This window comes from Pseudomonas sp. UV AK001 (assembly GCF_046097675.1).
Lineage (GTDB): Bacteria > Pseudomonadota > Gammaproteobacteria > Pseudomonadales > Pseudomonadaceae > Aquipseudomonas > Aquipseudomonas kribbensis.
Map to the genome: position 1 here is coordinate 542086 of NZ_JBJUVZ010000002.1, position 21447 is coordinate 563532.

Below are 21447 nucleotides of genomic sequence, written 5' to 3' on the forward strand. Positions count from 1 at the left end.
TGTACTCGATGACGGGAAAAGCGTTTTACAGGTATTTCCACACAAAGCCCACAAAACCTCCATCACAAACCCACACAGCGTTCGCAGACTTGCTCCATTCCAAAAAGGGAGCGTTCCGATGAACCGTAATCTGACATTCAAGCTCGGGGCGATTGCCCTGTTGATCCTGTTACTGCTGGTGCCGCTGTTGATGATCGACGGCATCATCGACGATCGCCAGCAGCGGCGCGACGGCGTACTTGAAGATATTGCCCGCAGCTCCAGCTACAGCCAGCAGATCAGCGGGCCGGTGATGGTGGTGCCGTACCGCAAAGTGGTACGCACCTGGAAGACCAAAGAGAAGAGTGACGAGCGTTATCAGGAAGTCAGCGAAGAACGTGGCCGCCTGTACTTCCTGCCGGAGCGCTTCGAACTCGACGGCCAGGTGCAGACCGAGCTGCGCTCCCGGGGCATCTACGAGGCGCGGCTGTTCCATGCAGAAAACCGCATCAGCGGGCATTTCTCGCTGCCGGCGCAGTTGGGCATCACCGAAGACTTCACCGATTACCACTTCGATGCACCGTTTCTGGCGATCGGTATCAGCGACATTCGCGGGATCGAAAATGCCCTGAAACTGGAACTCGGTTCGCAACGCCTGGACTTCGTGCCCGGCACGCAAGTGGGCTGGCTCGGCGAAGGCGTGCGAGCAACGCTGCCGGCACTCGATACCCATCAGCCCACGGAACTGGCCTTCGGTTTCGACCTGCGCTTGCAGGGCACCGGCTCGTTACAGGTGCTGCCGGTGGGCAAGACCAGTCGCGTGAACCTGGCTGCCAACTGGCCGCACCCGAGCTTCATCGGCAACTTCCTGCCGGCCAAGCGTGAAGTCACCGATCAGGGTTTCACCGCGGATTGGCAGACCTCGTTTTTCTCCACCAACCTGCAAGAGGCCATGAACCGCTGCGCTTCGGGTAACGATTGCGAGGCGTTCAACGGGCGTAGTTTCGGGGTGAGTTTCATCGATCCGGTGGATCAGTACCTGAAAAGTGACAGAGCGATCAAATATGCGCTGCTGTTCATCGTCCTGACGTTTGCCGGTTTCTTCCTGTTCGAAGTGCTGAAAAGCCTGGCGGTGCACCCGGTGCAATACGCGCTGGTGGGTGTGGCGCTGGCGTTTTTCTACCTGTTGTTGCTGTCGCTGTCGGAACACATCGGGTTTGCCCTGGCGTATCTGCTGTCGGCCAGTGGTTGTGTGTTGCTGATTGGTTTTTATGTCTGCCATGTGTTGCGCAGTGTGCGTCACGGCTTGAGTTTTTCCGCGGGGCTGGCGGCGTTGTATGGCCTGCTCTTCGGCTTGCTGAGCGCCGAAGATTACGCGCTGCTGATGGGCTCGCTGCTGCTGTTCGGTCTGCTGGGTGTGTTCATGGTGCTGACCCGTAATCTGGACTGGTATGGCGTCGGGCAGAAACCGGCCAAGCCCCTGGAGTTTGATCTCGGAGCAGTGCAATGAGCCGGTTCGTGGGGTTGCGTGAGGAGCAGCGGGAGGCCGAGGTGTTGATGACGCTGATCTTTGCGTCGTTGCCTCCCGCCCCGAGCGTCAAACCTTCGGCATCGTCGCAATCATCGACGGGCGCTGGCTCACTTCAAAGAACCAGTTGGCCAGTTGCGGGTTGGCTTCGCGCCAGCCCAGATCCGGGAAGCGCAGATCCAGATAACCCAGGGCGCAGGCCACGCTGATCGCGGCGACGTCGAAATGGCTGGTCAGTTCGGCGATGGCGTCGTGTTCCAGCAGCGCGAGGGTGCGGCGGATCTTGTCGCGCTGGGCCTCGAGCCACTCGTCCCAGTGCTTCTCCGGGGCGCGCAGCACTTGCTCGTAACGCACCATCACCGAGGCGTCCATGATCCCGTCGGCCATCGAGGCCAGGGTCAGGCGCCGCCAGCGGGCCGAGCCGTCGCGAGGGATCAGCGGGTTGCCGACATGCTGGTGGTCGAGATAGTCGAGGATCACCCGGCTGTCATGGATGACGTTGCCGTCGGCCAGGCGCAGGGCCGGGATCTTGCCCAGCGGGTTGTCTTCGTTCAGCGCGGCGTTGGGACTGACCGGTGTCAGGACGCAGTCCTGCAGGGCGACGCGATCCTGCTGGCCGGTCTCGTGCAGCAGCACCATGACTTTGCGCACGAACGGGGACAGGGTGTTGTGGAACAGGGTCATGCTGGGAGCGGACATCGGCAGGGTCTCGGTCAAGGGCAATGAACGGGCAGCATAGCGCGTTGCCCGTCAGGCTCAAGCCAATCAGCGCCGTTGCAACAGACCGCGCAAGGCGAGGGCGGCCGGCACACCCAGACCGATCCAGCTCAACCCGTCCCAGATCCCGTCGCCCAGCAGCGCGGCGAACAGCCCCGCCGCACTGAGCAACGCGATCACCAGCGGCGTGCTGAAGACTTTCCAGAAGTTCGACTGACGCGGTTTCATGCCGAAGCCTCCGCCGTTTCCAGCACCGGTTTCGCGGCCTTGCGCCGCACCACCCACAAGTACACGCCGCTGCCGAGGACAATGATGGTCAGTACATCGAGAGTGGCCCAGAGGATTTTCATCGGCATGCCGCCGTAGTCGCCAAAGTGCAGCGGCTGCGACATGCCCATGGCGTCCATGTACCACGGCCGTTCAGCGACCGCCGTAACCTGCAGGGTGCTGGCGTCTATCAGCACCGGCGTCAGCAGGTGCGAAGTCAGATGGGTGCCGCCCTTCATGAATACCGAATAATGGTGCTCGCTGGAAAACCGGGTGCCGGGGAAGGCGATGAAGTCCGGTTTCATTCCCGGCGCGACTTCGCCGGCGATATCCAGCAGGCGGGTGGCCGGGGCCAGGTGCGTCAGCGGTGGTGCATCGCGGTAGGGCGCGATCATGGCGTTGAGTGAATCGTTGCGCCAGGCTGCGATGATCAGATCGGCACAGGCGCTGATTACTCCGGTGACTCCCACCACCAGCGCCCAGGTCAGGGTCACCACGCCGATCAGGTTGTGCAGGTCGAGCCAGCGCAGGCGAGTGGATTTGTCCCGGCGCACGGTGCCGAAATCGAGACGGCGCATGAACGGCAGGTACAACACCGTCCCGGACACGATCGCCACCACGAACAGCACACCCATGAACGCCAGCAGCAACTTGCCCGGCAGACCGGCAAACATGTCGACGTGCAGGCGCAGGATGAACAGCATCAGGCCGCCATTGGCCGACGGTGTTTCCAGGGCTTCGCCGGTGCGCGCGTCGAGCATGAAGGTGTGCGATGAATTCGGCTCGGTGCCGGCGGTCTTCGCCATGATCGTCAGCACGGTGTTCGGCTCGTCGTCTTCGAAGCCGAAGTACTGCACGACTTCGCCGGGGCGATGGGCCTCGGCGGCTTGTACCAGTTGCGCCAGATTCAGGTGCGGCGTGTCGGCCGGCATCTCGCGCACCACCGGGGCGTCACCGAGCAGGTGCTCGATTTCGTGATGGAAAATCAGCGGCAGGCCGGTCAGGGCCAGCAGCAGCAAAAACACGGTGCAGATCAGGCTGGTCCAGGTGTGGATGAACGACCAGCGACGGATTGTTTTACTTTTCATTTCATGACCTTCAAAAACACCAAAGCCGTCCACGAGGGACGGCCTGGTTGCAGGGCCTGTTTCAGCTCAAGCAATTACCACTTGTAGGTGGCGCTGGCGACGACGCTGCGCTGGTCGCCGTAGTAGCAGTAGAAGCTGTCGCAGGTGGAAATGTAGTCCTTGTCGAACAGGTTGGTGGCGTTGACTGCCACCGATGCACCTTTGAGGCTGTTGTCCAGGCGACCGAGGTCGTAATGCACGCTGGCATCGAACACGGTGTAGGCGTCAGCCTTGCCCAGCCAGGTGTTGGCCTTGTCGCCGTAGGTGTTGCCGGTGTAGCGCACACCGCCACCGATACCGAAGCCGTCGAGCACGCCGCTGTGCCAGGTGTAATCGGTCCACAGCGAGGCTTGCTGGTTCGGCATCAGTTGCAGGCGGTTGCCCTTGTCGACGCCGTTCTGTACTTCGGACTTGGCCAGGGTGTAGGCGGCGATGACTTTCAGGTTTTCGGTGACATCGGAGGTGGCTTCCAGCTCCAGGCCTTTGACTTTCACTTCGCCGGTCTGGCTGGTGATCGATACGCCGTTGACGAAAGAGCTTACCGAAACGTTTTTCTGGGTCAGGTCATACACGGCGGCGGACAGCAGGGTCTTGCTGCCGGGCGGCTGGTACTTGATGCCCAGCTCCCACTGCTTGCCTTCGGTCGGCTTGAGCGATTCCGTGGAGGAGGCGTCGGCGCCACTGGTGGGCTGGAAGGATTCGGCGTAGGAAATGTACGGCACGAAACCCGAGTCGAACACGTAGCTCAGTGCCGCGTTGCCGCTGAAGGCCTTGTCGCGGTCGGTGTTGGTCGCGTCGGCCTTGTTGATGAACTTCGTACCGGTGTGCACCCAGTCTTCACGGCCACCGAGGGTCAGGCGCCATTGGTCGAGGGCCATCTGGTCCTGCACGTACAGGCCGGTCTGGTTGGTCTTCTGCTCATAGTCGTAGAAGGCGGTGGAGCGCGCCGGACGCACGATCGGCTGACCGTAGATCGGGTTGAGCACGTTGGTGGTCAGGCCGTCACCGAAGATCGAGGTGTAGTTGTTGTTGCTGCGCTGGTGATCCAGACCCAGCAGCAGGGTGTGGCGGATGTCACCGGTGGCGAAGTCGGCCTGGAAGTTGTTGTCCACGGCGAACTGGCTGATGTCTTCATTGACACTGGTGCTGGTGCGGCCGACGTTACCGGCGTTGTCCACCTGGGTGTACGGGTACGAACCCGGGGTCAGGCTCTGGAACGACAGCTCCGACTTGGTGTAGCGCAGATTCTGCTTGAACTGCCACACATCGTTCAGGCGATGTTCGAAGGCGTAACCGAGCGCGTAGTAGGTGCGGTCGTAGTATTCCCAGTCCGGATCGCCGAGGTTCTTGTGATGGGAAACCTTGCCGAACGGCATGTCGATCTTGGTGCCCTGCACCGGCAGGAACTGGCTGGTGATGCCGGTATCGTCTCGGGTGAACTGGGTCAGCAGGGTGAATTTGGTGTCGTCATCGATGTTCCAGGTCAGGCTCGGCGCGATGTTGTAGCGCTTGTTGTCGACGTGATCGACCTGCGTGCCGCTGTCACGTACCACGCCGCTGAGGCCGTAGAGGAATTGCCCGGCGTCGTCGATCTTGCCGGTGCTGGCGAAGTTGATCTGACGGTGGTTGTCGCTGCCGTATTGCAGCTGGATTTCACTGCTCTGCACATCGCTCGGGCGACGGCTGACCATGTCCAGCAAGCCGCCCGGTGGGGTCTGGCCGTAAACCGACGAGGCCGGGCCGCGCAGCAGGGCGAGGCGGTCGAGGTTCCAGGTTTCCTGTTTCGGGTTGGCGTACACGCCTTTTGGCAGCGGCAGGCCGTCGAGGAACTGGGTCGGTTCGAAGCCACGAACGCGCAGCCAATCGGCGCGGGTATCGCTGCCATAGCTGCTGGCGGTGATGCCCGGCATATAGCGCACGGCGTCATCGAGACTGTGCACGCTGCGGTCGTCCATCTGCTGGCGGGTGGCGACGGAGATCGAGCGCGGCGCTTCGACCAGCGCGGTGTCGGTCTTGGTGCCGGCAGCGGTGCGGGTAGCGGTGTAGCCTTCGACCGGGCCCCAGGCACTTTCAGTGTTTTCCACACCGATCACCGAAGTTTCCGGCAACGCCACCACACCATCCGGCACGGCGACCAGGGTGTAAGTCCCGGTATCGCTCTGTTGCAGTTGCAGGCCGGTGCCATGCAGGGCTGCGCGCAGGGCTCCAGCGGCGTCATATTGGCCGTTGACCGGTGCCGAGGTCTTGCCGGCTGCCAGCGACGGGTTCAGCGACAGCGTGAGGCCGCCCTGGCTGGCGATCTGGTTCAGGGTGGTGGACAGCGGCGCGGCCGGCAGGTTGTAGGCGCGTACGCTCGACGCCTGTTCAGCGGCGATCAACTGGCTGCTGGCCAGCGGGGTGCAGAGGGCAATGGCGACCGCCAGCAAACTGGGGCGCAACAAGGTGTCTAGCGAACGGGACATACGGCGGCTCCTGAATGGAAATATTTCTCAATTGCCTGTGTGCCGGACGAGATTCGAAAAGTGATAGGGCTGGATGAAAATAATTTCGATTAACGGACGGCGTGGCGGCTGAAGTCAGCAGAAAGTCCGTTTTCATGGGGGGCGAGCAGGTAACGCGGTGTGTCAGGGCTTCGGATCAGCCTTGGCCACGGTGACCCACCACGGCGTGTGCTGCTCGATCTGCACCGGCAGGGTCGGGAGCAGGGCGCTCAGCGCTTTGTCGGTATCGTGCAGCGGGAAGCTGCCGGTGATGCGCAGGTCGGCGACTTCCGGCGCAATGCCCAGATGGCCGCGACGATAGCGGCCGAGCTCGTGCACCAGGTCTTCCAGACGGGCGTTGTCTACCACCAGCATGCCGCGGGTCCAGGCATCGGCGCCTGGGTTGAGCGCGACGACTGCGTCCAGGCCGTTATTGCGGATCAGTACCTGCTGGCCTTCACGCAGGATCTGTTCCTGCGGATCGGATTGCGGATGCGCCGCGACGGCAGACTGCAGCACACTCAGGCGCGTGCCCTGTTCTTCGCGTTTGACCAGAAACCGCGTGCCCAGCGCACGCATGCGGCCTTCGCGGGTTTCCACGATGAACGGTCGCGCATCGCCATGGCCGGTCTCGATGAGGATTTCGCCTTCCTGCAACACCACCAGCCGCTGCTTGTCATCGAACCGCACGTCCATGGCGCTGTGGGTGTTGAGATTGATCACGGTGCCGTCCGCCAGCCGCACGGTGCGTTGTTCGCCAGTGGCGGTGCGCTGGTCGGCGAGCCAGTAATCCAGCGGCAGATAGTGTTCTGCGGCAAACAGCGACAGGCCAATCACCGCGACAACACTGGCCAGACCACTGCCAAGCTTGCGTACACGCCGGCGAATGCCTTCGCGCGACTGCAGCAGCGCGGCGCGGGCCGGGCCGCTGGCCACGCTGAAACGCTGGTCGAGCATGCCCAACTGGCGCCAGGCCCGGGCATGTTCTTCGTTGGCCGCATGCCATTTGGCGAATTCTTCGCGCTCCAGTGGCGTGCTGGAATCGAGGGTCAATTGCCAGGCAATTGCCGCGTCCAGCACGTGGGCTGGCACCGGTCTGGAACTGGCCGGATTCATGTCGGCTCACCGTACAGGGCGATGTAGCACTGGCGGATGCCCTGGGCCAGATACTGGCGTACGCGCGGCACCGACACGCCGAGTTTGTCGGCGATCTCTGCGTGGGTCAGACCGTCGAGACGGTTATAGAGAAAAGCGGCGCGAGCCTTGGTCGATAACTGGCCGAGCATTCGGTCGATGGCCTTGAGGTCTTCGAGAATCAGTTGTTGCTCTTCGACCGACGGCTGCTCGCCTTCGGGGATCAGCATCAGTTCGGCGAGATAGGCCTGCTCCAGTGCGGCGCGACGGAAGTAGTCGAACAGCAGGCCTTTGGCGATGGCCACCAGAAAGGCCCGAGGCTCGCGGGGTGTCAACAGTTCCTCGCGACCGAGCAGGCGGACAAAGGTGTCCTGACTCAGGTCTTCGGCGCGTTGCGGACAAGCCACGTTGCGCCGCAGCCAGGCCAGCAGCCAGCGGCGATGGTCGCGATACAACGCACCGACGAGCTCACTGTGAGGGCTTTGGGCTGACGACACGAAGACACCGACTGGGAAATGTTAACCAACGAGAATTGTTCGCGATTGTGGCAGAGGTGGGAATGGTTAGCAATTGGCCACCGGTCGGGTTGTCGGGCGACAACCCGGGGCTCAGAACGAATGCGTCTGCTGGCGGCGCTTCCACTGGCTCAGGCGTTGCTGCAAATTCAGTGGGCTGTGAATCTGCTGCTGCCGTGCCCGGCTGAACAGAATCAACGCCAGTTCCGCCGTTGCCAGTGCGTCGGCGCTGGCGTGGTGACGCTCGAACACTTCGAGCTTGAACCAGTTGATCCACTCGTCCAGACCTGCTTCGCGAATGTGCGCCTGCGGGCAAACCAGCGGTGCAATGTCGGCGACATCGAGAAACACTTGCTGCAATTTGTGCCCCAGGTGTTCTTTCACCGCCCGGCCAAGCATGTGTTGATCGAATGGCGCGTGGAATGCCAGCACCGGACTGTCGCCAATGAACTCCAGCAGCTCGAGCAATGCCTCGGCCGGCTCGCTGCCGGCGGCAATCGCATTCGGCCCCAACCCATGGATCAACACGCTGGGGCCGAGTTTGAGTTCACGACATTGCAGCGTGCGCTCGAACTGCTGGCTGAAGTCGATGGCGCCGTCTTCGATCACCACCGCGCCAATCGACAGCACCCGGTCCTTGTTCAGGTTGAGCCCGGTGGTTTCCAGATCCAGCACCACCCAGCGCTGTTCCCGCAGGCTGCACTCGCTCAGTTCGCGGACCGCCGGCAGTTGCGCCAGGCGTTGTCGCAAATCGTCCGGCAGAACGGGGCTGGCCGGACGCAGCCACGAGAACAGGCTCATAGCTGATACCGCAGGGTCAGGCTGCTTTGCAGGCGTTGGGCCTGGCGCAGGGATTCACGCAGGATGCGCCGGTCCAGATGATTGAGGCTGTCCGGATCGACCCGGTTGGAGTACGGCAGGTTTTCCCGGGTCTGCAGTTGATGCTGCTGCATGCGCGTCTGCTGGATGAAGTGATAGGCCTCTTCGTACGCGGCGCCATCCAGCCGCTCGATGACTTCTTTATCGACCAACTGGCGGAAACGTTCGAGGGTGTTGTTCGCATCGATGCCGTTGGCCAGTGCCAACAGACGTGCGCCATCGACAAACGGCGTCAGGCCCTGGATCTTCAGGTCCAGCGAGGCTTTCTCGCCGTTCTTTTTCGTCAGTACGAATTCACGGAAACGCCCCACTGGCGGGCGGTTGCGCAGGGCGTTCTCGGCCATCATGCGCTGGAACAGTCGATTGTCGCCGACCTGATCGAGAATCCCCCGGCGCAATTGCTCGCAACCCTGTTCATCGCCCCAGACTACCCGCAGGTCGAAATAGATGCTTGAGCCCAGCAGGTTCTCCGGCGTTGCCTCGCGGATGAACGCGGCAAAGCGCCGGGCCCATTCTGCACGGGACAAACACAGCTGCGGATTGCCGGCCATGACGTTGCCCTTGCACAGGGTGAAGCCGCATAGCGCCAGGCTGTTATTGATCTGCTGGGCGATGGGCAGCAACTTGCCGCGAATCTCCGCCGCATGGGCCGCATCCCGGGCTTCGAACAGAATGCCGTTGTCCTGATCGGTGTGCAGGGTCTGCTCGCGCCGGCCTTCGCTGCCGAAGCACAGCCAACTGAACGGCACGCCGGGGTCGCCTTTCTCGGCGAGGGTCAGCTCGATCACCCGGCACACGGTGTGATCGTTGAGCAGGGTGATGATGTGGGTGATCTGGGTCGACGATGCACCGTGAGCGAGCATGCGCTCCACCAGTTGGCCGATCTCGCCGCGCAGGGTTACCAGTTGCTCCACCCGCTGGGCACTGCGGATGGTCCGCGCCAGGTGCACCAGATCGACCCGTTGCAGCGAAAACAGATCGCGTTCGGAAACCACGCCGCACAATCGCTGATCCTTGACCAGGCAGACGTGGGCGATGTGCCGCTCGGTCATGGCGATTGCCGCGTCGAAGGCGCTGTGATCCGGCGACAGATAAAACGGCGAGAGCGTCATGTGTCGTTCGATGGGTTCGTTGAAATCGCCGACACCTTCAGCCACCACATGACGCAGGTCGCGCAGGGTGAAAATCCCAAGCGGTGACTTGTGTTCATCCACAGCGACGATGCTGCCGACCTGTTGTTCGTGCATCAGCTTCACCGCTTCGCGCAACGGTGTGGTCGGGCTGCAGGTGACTGGATGGCGCATGGCCAATTCGCCGAGGCGGGCGTTCAGCGAATACTGAGTGCCGAGGGTTTCCACGGCTTTCTGCTGGACTTGCTGGTTGACCTGATCGAGCAGGCTGCTCACCCCGCGCAGGGCGAAGTCGCGGAAAGTGTTGGAGAGGGCGAACAGCTTGATGAACGCCAGTTTGTTCAGTTGCAGGCAGAAGGTGTCTTCGCCGGCCAGGTGTTCGGTGCGGGTCGCCCGTTCGCCAAGCAGCGCGGCGAGGGGGAAACACTCGCCGGTAGTGATTTCAAACGTGGTTTCGGTGCCGCCCTTGGCCGTGTGCGGACGCTCGCCGACCACCCGGCCCTGCTTGACGATGTAGAAGTGTTCAACCGGCCCGTCGGCGGGTTTGATGATGCTCTCGCCCTGACCGTAGAAACGCAGCTGGCATTGTTCCACCAGATAGGCGAGGTGGGCGTGTTCCATCTGATTGAAAGGGGGGAAGCGCTGGAGGAATTGCAATGTGCCCTGAATGTTCTGCAACACCGCGGTTTTCCCTGCCTGGGTGAAGGCGTCCGCTTTACTCATAACCATTACCGCAGTCTTTTTCGAATTGTTGTTATTGGATCGTTGCAGCCATGGTCGACCCCGGCGCGCAGGGTGCCCATTGGACGTAAGTCTAGGTTTGGCATGCCGTTGGGTAGTTTTCGGATATGCCCTACACAAACAGTCGGAAATTCTCGGATTCGCCCCTTGGAAAAAAATCCGACGAAGTGCACATTGAAGCTCTGCCCAGCGATGTCTGACCACTGTGCCAGGGGATCGATTTTGAAAACGTAGAGAATGCCATGTCCGACCACGATATTTTGAGCGACGCCGAGCGGGAAGCGCTCAGCGCCGTCATGCTGGAACCCGACCTGCCGCCGCAGCGGGTACTGATCGTTGATGACGACAAGGACGCCCGCGAGCTGCTGTCGGAGATCCTGGCCCTGGACGGCATTCGTTGCATGACCGCGGCCAGCGGCGAATCCGCGCTGAAGATGATCGAGGAAAAACCTTCAATCGGCCTGGTGATCACCGATCTGCGGATGGGCCATGTCGACGGGCTGGACCTGATTCGCCAGGTGCGAGAGTCGGCGCGGGCGGCGATGCCGATCATCATTGTGTCGGGCGATGCGGACGTGAAGGATGCGATTGCGGCGATGCATTTGAGCGTGGTGGATTTTCTGCTCAAGCCGATTGATACGGCGAAGTTGCTGGGGTTGGTCAAACATGAGCTCGGCATAGAGCCTTAGTTGTTCCGGTACAAACAAAAAAGCCCTGATCGAAAGATCAGGGCTTTTTCATGTCCGGCATCAACCGCAGGTTACAGGCCGTTGGCAGCCTTGAACTCGCGACGACGACGGTGCAGGACCGGCTCGGTGTAGCCGTTCGGCTGTTTGGTGCCTTCGATCACCAGCTCGACCGCCGCCTGGAAGGCGATGTTGCTGTCGAAGTTCGGCGCCAGCGGACGGTACAGCGGGTCGTTGGCGTTCTGACGGTCCACCACCGGCGCCATGCGCTTGAGGCTTTCCATCACTTGCGCTTCGGTCACGATGCCGTGGCGCAGCCAGTTGGCGATGTGCTGGCTGGAAATACGCAGCGTCGCACGGTCTTCCATCAGGCCGACGTCGTTGATGTCCGGCACTTTCGAACAGCCCACGCCCTGGTCGATCCAGCGCACCACGTAACCGAGAATGCCCTGGGCGTTGTTGTCCAGTTCGTTCTTGATCTGCTCAGGCGTCCAGTTCGGATTGACCGCCAGCGGGATGGTCAGGATGTCATCGACCGAAGCACGGGCACGCTTGGCCAGCTCGGCCTGACGGGCGAACACGTCGACCTTGTGGTAGTGCAGCGCGTGCAGCGCGGCAGCCGTCGGCGATGGAACCCAGGCAGTGTTGGCGCCGGCCAGCGGGTGAGCGATTTTCTGTTCGAGCATCGCTGCCATCAGGTCGGGCATCGCCCACATGCCTTTACCGATTTGCGCACGACCCTGCAGGCCGGTGCTCAGACCGATATCGACGTTCCAGTTCTCGTAGGCGCCGATCCACTTTTCAGCCTTCATGTCTGCCTTGCGTACCATCGGGCCGGCTTCCATGGAGGTGTGGATTTCGTCGCCGGTGCGGTCGAGGAAACCGGTGTTGATGAACACCACGCGCTCGCTGGCGGCCTGGATGCAGGCCTTGAGGTTGACCGTGGTGCGGCGCTCCTCGTCCATGATCCCGACTTTCAGGGTGTTGCGCTTGAGGCCCAGCACGTCTTCGATGCGACCGAACAGCTCGTTGGTGAACGCCGCTTCTTCCGGGCCGTGCATCTTCGGTTTAACGATGTAGACGGAACCGGTGCGGGTGTTCTTGCGCGAAGTGTTGCCGCTCAGGTTGTGCATCGCCGCCAGGCAAGTCACCAGACCGTCGAGGATGCCTTCCGGCACTTCGTTGCCGTGCTTGTCGAGGATCGCGTCGATGGTCATCAGGTGACCGACGTTACGCACGAACAGCAGCGAGCGGCCGTGCAGGGTCAGTTCGCTGCCGTCGACCTTGGTGTAGGTGCGATCCGGGTTCATGGTGCGGGTGAAGGTCTGGCCGCCCTTGGACACGGATTCCGCCAGGTCGCCTTTCATCAGGCCCAGCCAGTTGCGGTAGATCACCACCTTGTCGTCGGCATCGACGGCGGCCACGGAGTCTTCGCAGTCCATGATGGTGGTCAGTGCCGCTTCCATCAGGATGTCTTTGACGCCGGCGGCGTCGGTCTGGCCGACCGGGGTGCTGGCGTCGATCTGGATTTCGAAATGCAGACCGTTGTTCTTCAGCAGGATCGCGATCGGTGCCGACGCATCGCCCTGGAAGCCGATCAGTTGCGCATCATTGCGCAGACCGCTGTTGCTGCCGCCCTTGAGGGTGACGACCAGTTTGCCGTCAGCGATCTTGTAGCCGGTGGAGTCGACGTGGGAGCCGGCCGCCAGTGGCGCCGCTTCGTCGAGGAATGCACGAGCGAAGGCGATGACTTTGTCGCCGCGCACCTTGTTGTAGCCTTTGCCTTTTTCCGCGCCGCCGGCTTCGCTGATGGCGTCGGTGCCATACAGGGCGTCGTACAGCGAGCCCCAGCGGGCGTTCGAGGCGTTGAGGGCGAAGCGGGCGTTCATCACCGGAACCACGAGTTGCGGGCCAGCGGTACGGGCGATTTCGTCATCGACGTTTTGCGTCGTTGCCTGGAAATCAGCCGCTTCTGGCAGCAGATAACCGATCTCTTGCAGGAAGGCTTTATAGGCCACGGCGTCGTGCGGCTGACCGGCACGGGTCTGGTGCCAGCCATCGATACGGGCCTGGAAGTCATCGCGTTTGGCGAGTAGGGCTTTGTTCTTCGGCGCCAGGTCGTGAATGACCTTGTCGGCACCTTCCCAGAATTTGTCGGCGGTGAGGCCGGTACCGGGAATGGCTTCGTTGTTCACGAAGTCGAACAGGACTTTGGCGACCTGCAGGCCACCGACTTGAACGTGTTCAGTCATTGCTTGCCTCACTCTGCTCAGCTATTTCGCTTTTCAGCTCTTCAATTTAACAATGAAGCCTCTGGCCATTTAAACCACAAACCCCTCGACCAGTACATGCCATCGCTGGCGGCTGGGCTGGGACCAATCAACGGCTTGGGGGCCTTGCTGACGGGGCTTTCAGGGTTGCGAACGTGCCTTGGGCAGACATCGATCCAACGTTATGTAGTGCGCGCTGCGGCATACTACATGATGACTTGCGGTTGTGAAAATCAGACTAATTACGTCGTTCTGCGACCCCATGACGCATTGCGGTCACGGCGCGGAACGGGATGTTCTCAAAAAACCAATGGATTGTTCCAGCTAAATATCAAAAGTTGTACACATAAATACTATGCGTCTGCTATGGCACCTCGTTTGCCGTCATCACGGCAGTGCCGGCCGGCTTGCCTATACTTGCTTTTCTATAACAAAAGTCATGACAAGAGGGCTGCGCCATGGATCACCTCGTACTCACCGTCTTCGCGCCGGACAAGCCCGGGCAGGTCGAGCGCATCGCCCAATGCATCGCCGAGCACGGCGGCAACTGGCTGGAAAGCCGCATGTCGCGAATGGCCGGGCAGTTCGCCGGGATTCTGCGAGTCGGTGTGCCGGCGGAGGCTTACGACGAATTAGTCGATGCCTTACAAGCGCTGTCGGCGCAGGGCATTCGCGTGCTGGTGGCCGAAAGCGGCATCGAGCAGGCCTGCACCTGGAAGCCGATTGCCATGGAACTGGTAGGTAATGATCGTCCGGGCATCGTGCGTGATATCACCCGCTTATTGAGCGAGCAGGGCGTCAACCTCGAACGGCTGGTGACCGAAGTACGTCCGGCGCCGATGAGCAGCGAGCCGCTGTTTCATGCCGAGGCGATTCTGGCGGTGCCCCTGACTCTTTCACTGGATGTGCTGCAATCGCGCCTGGAAACCCTGGCCGATGACTTAATGGTGGAATTGGTGCTGCGCACCGACCTGTGAAGACGGATCGGGTTATCCAGTTTAAACGTGCACCTGCCTGTGGATAACCTGTAGAGACTGCCTTCCAGGCCACGTCCACCGTGGCTTGGCGATGATTGATCAAAAAACCGCCAGCATTCAGTGACTTGCGCACAAACGGCGGGGATCACGCTGTGGATAACCTTGGGAAGGAACGATGCAGGCCACGAGAATCGTGGCCTGTGGAGGTTTGTGCGTTTTTTGATCAGCTGCGCCGACGCAGACTTATCCACGCATCGACGCTGTAAACCGCCAGACCGGCCCAGATAAACATGAAGGCGATCAGCGTGCTGGACGACAAATGCTCGCCGAACAACAGCACGGCTTGCAGCAGCACCAGGGTCGGCGCCAGGTATTGCAGGAATCCGAGGGTGGTGTAAGGCAGATGCCGCGCGGCGGCGTTGAAGCACACCAGCGGCACCAGCGTCACCGGACCGGCCGCCACCAGCCACCAGGCTTCAGAGGTAGTCCAGAACGCGGCCTGTGCACTGGTGGCGGTCGGATTGAACAGCAGCCACGCGAGGGCGATCGGCACCAGCATCCAGGTTTCCACCACCAGCCCCGGCAGTGCCTTGACCGGCGCCTGCTTGCGGATCAGCCCGTAGAAGCCGAAGGTCAGTGCCAGCACCAGCGACACCCACGGCAGACTGCCCACCTGCCAGACCTGCTGCGCAACGCCGACCGCCGCCAGACCGACCGCCAGCCACTGCATGCGCCGCAGGCGTTCGCCGAGGATCAGCATGCCCAGCAGCACGTTCACCAGCGGGTTGATGTAGTAACCGAGGCTCGCTTCCAGCATCCGCCCGTTGTTCACCGACCAGACGTAAGTCAGCCAGTTGGCCGCGATCAAGGTGCCGCTCAGTGCCAGAATCGCCAGGCGTTTCGGGTTGTCGCGCAGCTCCTGCCACCAGCCCGGATGCTTCCAGACCAGCAACAACAGCCCGCCGAACAGTGCCGACCACAGCACCCGGTGGATGATGATTTCCACCGCCGGGACTTCGGCGATGGCTTTGAAGTAGAGCGGGAACAGTCCCCAGATGATGTAGGCACTCAGGCCCAGAATGTACCCGCGACGCGGGTTGGCGGCTTGCATGCAGAATCCTTGCTTAGGCAGCTAACAAAGCAGCGATTGTACGGGCAGTTGTATAGACGTGTCGTGTCAGAAAAGCTTCAACGGCTCTTCATTCAACGCCGACAGTTGCTCACGCAACGCCAGCACCTGATCGCCCCAATACCGTTCGCTGCCGAACCACGGAAAACTGCGAGGAAACGCCGGATCGTCCCAGCGTCGCGCCAGCCAGGCGCTGTAGTGCATCAGACGCAGGGCGCGCAGCGGTTCGATCAATGCCAGCTCCCGCGGGTCGAAATCGTGGAATTCGTTGTAGCCGTCCATCAATTCCGACAGCTGTCCGAGACAATCCTGACGGTCGCCGGCGAGCATCATCCAGATGTCCTGCACCGCCGGGCCCATGCGGCAGTCGTCGAGGTCGACGATGTGGAACATCTCGTCGCGGCACATCATGTTGCCGGGGTGGCAGTCGCCGTGCATGCGGATGTTTTGGTGCGGCGTGGCGGCGTAGACGTCTTCCACACGCTTGAGCAGGTCGCGGGCGACGGACTCGTAGGCCGGCAGCAAGCTTTTCGGAATGAAGTTGCCTTCCAGCAGTGTGGTCAGCGACGCGTGGCCGAAGTTCTGCACAGCCAATGCTTCGCGGTGTTCGAACGGTTTGGTTTCGCCGACCGCGTGCATGCGCCCGAGCAACTGGCCGAGGCGATACAACTGATCGAGATTGCCCGGCTCCGGCGCCCGGCCACCTCGACGGGGAAACAGGGTGAAACGGAAACCGGCGTGTTCGTGCAGGGTCTGGCCGTTGTGGACCAGTGGCGCCACCACCGGGATCTCGACGTCGGCCAGTTCGAAGGTGAACTGGTGTTCTTCGAGAATCGCTTCGTTGGTCCAGCGCTGCGGGCGATAGAACTTGGCGATCAGCGGCTCGGAGTCTTCGATGCCGACCTGATAGACGCGGTTTTCGTAACTGTTGAGCGCCAGGATGCGCGCGTCGCTCAGAAAGCCGATGCTTTCGACGGCATCGAGCACGAGGTCTGGGGTGAGGGTTTCAAACGGGTGGGCCATGCTGACTCCTGCGCGCGGCAGGCTGCCGCGTCCGGCCCAGCATGGTAGCGCAGACGGGCTGTCTTGAGGGGGATCGTTCCCGTGCAAGGCACGGGAACGATCAGCGCGTCGCCGAATCAGGCGCCTACGATCCCGCCATCCTCACGGGTAATCGCCATCACCGAAGAGCGCGGCTTGCCGTTCGGCAAATGCTCGGGGAAGGTCGAGCCGCCGTTCTCGCCCGGGTGCTGAATCCCGACAAACAGGGTTTTCTGGTCCGGCGAGAAGCTGATCCCGGTGACTTCGCAACCGATCGGCCCGACCATGAACCGGCGAATCTCGCCGGTCTTGGGGTCGGCGCAGAGCATCTGGTTGTTGCCCATCCCGGCAAAGTCTCCGGCGTTGCTCGAATCACCGTCGGTGAGAATCCACAGTCGGCCAGCCTTGTCGAAACCGAGGCCGTCCGGGCTGTTGAACATGTTCTGCGGGGTGATGTTGGACGAACCGCCCTTCGGCGTCCCGGCGTGCACGCTCGGGTTGCCGGCCACCACGAACAGATCCCAGCCGAAGGTCTTCGAACCGTGATCGTCGCGGTCGGTACGCCAGCGCAGAATCTGCCCGTAGACGTTCTTCTCGCGCGGGTTCGGGCCGCCCACCGGTTGACCGTCTTCGCCGCGCTTGGCGTTGTTGGTCAGGGTGCAATAAACCTGGCCGTCCTTCGGGCTGACCACGATCCATTCCGGGCGGTCCATGCGCGTGGCGCCGACCACACTGGCGGCGAGGCGCGCGTGAATCAGCACTTCGGCCTGATCGGCGAAACCACTGCTGGCGTCGATGCCGTTCTTGCCGTGGGTCAGTTCGATCCACTGGCCCTGGCCTTTCGGGTGATCGGGGTTGCCGTCGCCGGCGTCGAACTTCGCCACGTACAGGGTGCCGTGATCGAGGATGTCGCGGTTGGCCTTGGCGTTGCGGTGGTTGATGCGGTCGCGGCTGACGAACTTGTAGATGAACTCGCCACGTTCGTCGTCGCCCATGTACACCACGGCACGACCGTCGTCGGTCTCGGCCAGGGCAGCGTTTTCGTGCTTGAAGCGACCGAGGGCGGTACGTTTGACCGGCGTCGATTGCGGGTCGAACGGGTCGATTTCCACCACCCAGCCGTGACGGTTGAGTTCGTTCGGATTCTTCGCCATGTCGAAGCGCGGATCGAACGGATGCCAGTTGATCTCGCGGCTGGCGGCTGTCACGCCGTAGCGTTTCTGCGCCGGGTCGAATTGCTGTTGGGCGTTGCTGCTGCCGAAGCAGTCGGTGAAGTTCTCTTCGCAGGTCAGGTAAGTGCCCCACGGAGTCTTGCCGTTGGCGCAGTTCTGGAAGGTGCCGAGGACTTTCTTGCCGTGCTTGTCGGCGCTGGTTTTCATCAGCTCATGGCCGGCCGCCGGGCCGCTGATGCGCAGCGGCGAGTTGCCGTGGATGCGGCGGTTGTAGCGCGAGCCCTGGACGAACTGCCACTGGCCGTTCTTGCGTGCCACTTCGATCACCGACACACCCTCGCAGGCGAGCGCCTTGCGCACGTCTTCCGCCGACTGCGGCAGGCCGCCGTGGGGGTAGAGGTAGCGGTAGTTGGTGTATTCGTTGTTGATCGCCATCAGCGCGCGATTCTTGTCGTCCGGGAAGGCGAACAGGCTCATGCCGTCGTTGTTGTCGCCGAACTGCACTTCCTGTGCAGCCGCGGTGCCGTTGCCGCTCGGGTCGAAGGCCGGGCCGTTCTTGTGCAGGGGCTGGCCCCAGCTGATCAGCACCGACGACTTGTAGCCCTTGGGCAGGCTGATGACGTCGGTGGTGGCGGCCGGAATGCTGTCGAAGCCCAGCAGGCGGCTGTTGCCGGCGCTGATACCGGTGGCCAAGGCGCTGCGGCTCAACAGGCTGCCACCGAGGAACATCGCCGCGCCGCACAGTGCGCCGGCACCGATGAAACCACGACGGCTCATGCCGACCATTTTTTCCAGGTCAGTGGATTGGTTTTCTTCTAATAGGCTCACATCAGGCTCCCTGCTTGGTTTTGGCAGCCACCTTAATGAGAGGCGATGAAGCTTTTGTTGCAGGGAACCGGGCTAGAGCGGTGTGCCGATCAGCACATTGGACGGCGAGAACTGCACTTGTACCGGCTGGTCGACGGTCAGTTTGTGGGTGCGCAGGTGCAGCGGCTCAGCCAGGGCGCAGAGTGTCTGGCCATTGGGCAGGGCGATGCGTACTTCGCTGGGGCCGTCTTCGGCGTCGAGAATCGCCTCGAGTGTGCCTTCGAGAAGATTGTGACCAGATGTTGCGGCCTGTCCGTTGCCCAACAATTCAAGCCAGCCAGCCTTGATCAGTGCCACCACTTCGGTGCCCGGTTGCAGCTCCAGATGCACGGTGCTGTCGTGGGTGATCTGCGCGTCGATGCACAGGCCTTCGGCCAGTTCGAGGCGGATCAGGTCATTGCGGCCCTGATGCTCGATGCTGACGACCTTGCCGTGCAATTGGTTGCGGGCGCTGGTCCGGAGCATCAAGCGACCGAGCAGATCCAGATCGCTGGCGTCTTCGGCGGCTTCCAGCACCTGCGCCTGCAAGGCCTGCAGCTTCTGATAAAGACGCAGCACCCGTTCGCCTTCGCTGGACAGTTTTGCGCCACCGCCGCCCTTGCCGCCGACAGCCCGTTCGACCAAGGGTTTTTGCGCCAGATTGTTCAGCTCATCGATGGCATCCCACGCCGCTTTGTAACTCAGGCCCGCGCTTTTCGCGGCGCGGGTGATCGAGCCCTGTTCGGCGATGTGTTGCAGCAGGGCGATGCGCTGCGGGCGGCGGACGATGTGCTGGGACAACAGGGAAGGCAAGGACATGTCGGGTGCTTTGTGCTGGGTTGATGAAGGAGGAAGTTGGCCGCTTGGCGCGTGTGAGTCAAGCCGCGTCGCCAGGTTTCGGTGTTCGGGCCAGGCAGTAGACGTCGACCCGCGTGGCGCCCGCGTCCACCAGCAGCCGGGCCAACGCCTGGGCGGTGGCACCGGTGGTCAACACATCATCGACCAAGGCCAGATGCCGACCTTGTACATGAGCGTCTGGCAAAAGATCGAAGGCGTTGCACAGATTGCGTTTGCGCGCCTTGGCGTCGAGTGCCTGCTGGGCACTGGTGTCCTGGATACGACGCAGGGCATTTTCTTCACAGGGCAGATCCAGTTGTTTGCCGAGCCATTGCGCCAGCATGGCTGCCTGATTGAATCCGCGCTGCCGCAGACGCTTGTTCGCCAACGGCACCGGCAGCAGGGCGTCCGGGCGTGGCAGGCCCTCGTCGAAGCGATGTTGCAGGAATTGCCCGAGAACCTCGCCCAACAGGCGGCCAAACGGCCATTTTGCGTTGTGCTTGAACCGGGTGATCAGGCTGTCCACCGGGAAGCCGTAGGACCAGGGTGCTACCACCTGCTCGAAGGCGGGCGGATCTTTCAGGCAGCCACCGCATGTCAGGCCTGCTGCGGGCAGCGGCAATGCGCAAGTCATGCATTGATCGGCAAGCCAGGGCAGGTCGGTTTCGCAGGCTACGCAGAGCGGTGTTTCGGTTTCCCCCGGCTCATCGCAAATCAAACAGTGCTGGTTGTTATTTAACCAGATGTAAACCGGTCTATCTTGATGTGGTTGACAGTGCATGGCTCTTCCTTAAATATGCCGAACATCCGTGTCGTGCCTGTGGGTATTCCGTTTCCCCAGGCGCAAGCCAAGCATAACCAAGGAATCGCCCATGAGCGCCAGCACCACTGCCACCCTGCGTCACGACTGGACTTTGGCCGAAGTCAAAGCACTCTTCGTTCAGCCTTTCAACGACTTGCTGTTCCAGGCGCAGACGGTGCACCGCGCGCATTTCGACGCCAACCGCGTCCAGGTTTCCACCCTGCTGTCGATCAAGACCGGCGCCTGCCCGGAAGATTGCAAATATTGTCCGCAGTCCGGTCACTACAACACCGGCCTGGAAAAAGAAAAGCTGATGGAAGTGCAGAAAGTCCTCGAAGAGGCTGCACGCGCCAAGGCCATCGGCTCGACCCGTTTCTGCATGGGCGCGGCGTGGAAGCACCCGTCGGCCAAGGACATGCCCTACGTCTTGAAGATGGTCGAAGGTGTGAAAGCCATGGGCCTGGAAACCTGCATGACCCTCGGTCGTCTCGATCAGGACCAGACCGAAGCGCTGGCCAAGGCCGGCCTCGACTACTACAACCACAACCTCGATACATCGCCGGAGTTCTACGGCAGCATCATCACTACCCGCACTTACAGCGAGCGTCTGCAGACCCTGGCCTACGTACGTGATGCCGGTATGAAAATCTGCTCCGGCGGCATCCTCGGCATGGGCGAGTCCCTCGATGACCGCGCGAACCTGCTGATCCAGCTGGCCAACCTGCCGGAGCATCCGGAGTCGGTGCCGATCAACATGCTGGTGAAAGTGGCCGGCACGCCGCTGGAAAACGCTGACGACGTCGATCCGTTCGACTTCATCCGCATGCTCGCCGTGGCGCGGATCCTGATGCCGCAATCCCACGTGCGCCTGTCCGCCGGCCGCGAGGCGATGAACGAGCAGATGCAGGCCCTGGCGTTCTTCGCTGGCGCCAACTCGATCTTCTACGGCGACAAACTGCTGACCACCGCCAACCCGCAGGCCGACAAGGACATGCAACTGTTTGCACGTCTGGGCATTCAGCCGGAAGCCTGTGAAGAACATGCCGATGAAGTGCATCAGGCCGCCATCGAGCAGGCGCTGGTGGAGCAGAAGAGCAGCGAGCAGTTCTACAACGCGGCGGTCTGATCGCCCGTTCTTTCAGGCGCTGCCTCGGGTGGCGCCTGCTGATTCATTTGCTACCCGTGAGGCT

The 21447-nt window shown here is 61.8% G+C and carries 18 protein-coding genes; 4 read left to right on the forward strand and 14 right to left on the reverse strand.

Annotated elements, in window-relative coordinates:
• Positions 1–118: 118 nt before the first annotated feature.
• Positions 119–1489 (forward strand): cell envelope integrity protein CreD, encoded by a 1371-nt coding sequence (gene creD / locus ACKLNA_RS10550; protein WP_408985815.1) that lies wholly within the window; start codon positions 119–121, stop codon positions 1487–1489.
• A gap of 87 nt (positions 1490–1576) precedes the next feature.
• On the opposite strand, the gene ACKLNA_RS10555 is transcribed toward creD, so the two are convergent.
• From ACKLNA_RS10555 to ACKLNA_RS10590, 8 genes are all read right to left on the reverse strand, one after another.
• Entirely contained in the window at positions 1577–2206 is a 630-nt protein-coding gene (locus ACKLNA_RS10555; protein WP_085709173.1) for a glutathione S-transferase, read from the reverse strand.
• Positions 2207–2272: 66 nt separating this feature from the next.
• Positions 2273–2452 carry a hypothetical protein gene (locus tag ACKLNA_RS10560; protein WP_085709174.1) on the reverse strand — a complete coding sequence of 60 codons (180 nt, stop codon included), beginning with the start codon at positions 2450–2452 and terminating at the stop codon, positions 2273–2275.
• A complete protein-coding gene (locus ACKLNA_RS10565; RefSeq protein ID WP_408985816.1) occupies positions 2449–3579 on the reverse strand; it encodes a PepSY-associated TM helix domain-containing protein in 1131 nt (376 codons plus the stop codon). Before ACKLNA_RS10565 ends, ACKLNA_RS10560 begins: the two co-directional genes overlap by 4 nt.
• 74 nt (positions 3580–3653) lie before the next feature.
• Positions 3654–6080 (reverse strand): TonB-dependent siderophore receptor, encoded by a 2427-nt coding sequence (locus ACKLNA_RS10570; RefSeq protein ID WP_408985817.1) that lies wholly within the window; start codon positions 6078–6080, stop codon positions 3654–3656.
• A 162-nt stretch (positions 6081–6242) separates the two neighbouring features.
• A complete protein-coding gene (locus ACKLNA_RS10575; protein WP_408985818.1) occupies positions 6243–7214 on the reverse strand; it encodes a FecR domain-containing protein in 972 nt (323 codons plus the stop codon).
• Positions 7211–7729: an RNA polymerase sigma factor gene (locus tag ACKLNA_RS10580; RefSeq protein WP_408985819.1), complete on the reverse strand. Its 519-nt coding sequence runs from the start codon at positions 7727–7729 to the stop codon at positions 7211–7213. Before ACKLNA_RS10580 ends, ACKLNA_RS10575 begins: the two co-directional genes overlap by 4 nt.
• Positions 7730–7840: 111 nt before the next feature.
• Positions 7841–8548 (reverse strand): PolC-type DNA polymerase III, encoded by a 708-nt coding sequence (locus ACKLNA_RS10585; protein ID WP_408985820.1) that lies wholly within the window; start codon positions 8546–8548, stop codon positions 7841–7843.
• Positions 8545–10485 carry a putative nucleotidyltransferase substrate binding domain-containing protein gene (locus tag ACKLNA_RS10590; RefSeq protein WP_408985821.1) on the reverse strand — a complete coding sequence of 647 codons (1941 nt, stop codon included), beginning with the start codon at positions 10483–10485 and terminating at the stop codon, positions 8545–8547. Before ACKLNA_RS10590 ends, ACKLNA_RS10585 begins: the two co-directional genes overlap by 4 nt.
• Before the next feature lie 254 nt (positions 10486–10739).
• On the opposite strand from ACKLNA_RS10590, the gene ACKLNA_RS10595 reads away from it, so the two are divergent.
• Entirely contained in the window at positions 10740–11186 is a 447-nt protein-coding gene (locus ACKLNA_RS10595; protein WP_134828326.1) for a response regulator, read from the forward strand.
• Positions 11187–11257: 71 nt separating this feature from the next.
• Here ACKLNA_RS10595 and ACKLNA_RS10600 read toward each other — a convergent pair whose 3' ends face one another.
• Positions 11258–13435, reverse strand: coding sequence for a malate synthase G (locus tag ACKLNA_RS10600; RefSeq protein ID WP_408985822.1), 2178 nt, complete (start codon positions 13433–13435; stop codon positions 11258–11260).
• A 476-nt stretch (positions 13436–13911) separates the two neighbouring features.
• On the opposite strand from ACKLNA_RS10600, the gene ACKLNA_RS10605 reads away from it, so the two are divergent.
• A complete protein-coding gene (locus ACKLNA_RS10605; protein WP_011336250.1) occupies positions 13912–14430 on the forward strand; it encodes a glycine cleavage system protein R in 519 nt (172 codons plus the stop codon).
• A 223-nt stretch (positions 14431–14653) separates the two neighbouring features.
• Here ACKLNA_RS10605 and rarD read toward each other — a convergent pair whose 3' ends face one another.
• From rarD to ACKLNA_RS10630, 5 genes are all read right to left on the reverse strand, one after another.
• Complete coding sequence (rarD, locus tag ACKLNA_RS10610; protein ID WP_114885944.1) at positions 14654–15541, reverse strand: EamA family transporter RarD; 888 nt, start codon at positions 15539–15541, stop codon at positions 14654–14656.
• Between the two features lie 66 nt (positions 15542–15607).
• A complete protein-coding gene (locus ACKLNA_RS10615; RefSeq protein ID WP_085709184.1) occupies positions 15608–16582 on the reverse strand; it encodes a serine/threonine protein kinase in 975 nt (324 codons plus the stop codon).
• Between the two features lie 116 nt (positions 16583–16698).
• Positions 16699–18600, reverse strand: coding sequence for a PhoX family phosphatase (locus ACKLNA_RS10620; RefSeq protein WP_114885940.1), 1902 nt, complete (start codon positions 18598–18600; stop codon positions 16699–16701).
• Between the two features lie 72 nt (positions 18601–18672).
• The gene (locus ACKLNA_RS10625; protein WP_114885938.1) at positions 18673–19437 is read right to left on the reverse strand and encodes a TOBE domain-containing protein; all 765 of its coding nucleotides are present in this window, start codon (positions 19435–19437) and stop codon (positions 18673–18675) included.
• 58 nt (positions 19438–19495) lie between these two features.
• Positions 19496–20236: a ComF family protein gene (locus ACKLNA_RS10630; protein ID WP_408985823.1), complete on the reverse strand. Its 741-nt coding sequence runs from the start codon at positions 20234–20236 to the stop codon at positions 19496–19498.
• Between the two features lie 91 nt (positions 20237–20327).
• Between ACKLNA_RS10630 and bioB the strand changes: the two genes are divergently transcribed.
• On the forward strand, positions 20328–21383 hold the full coding sequence (gene bioB / locus ACKLNA_RS10635; protein ID WP_408985824.1) for a biotin synthase BioB: 1056 nt from the start codon (positions 20328–20330) through the stop codon (positions 21381–21383).
• The last annotated feature ends 64 nt before the right edge of the window (positions 21384–21447 follow it).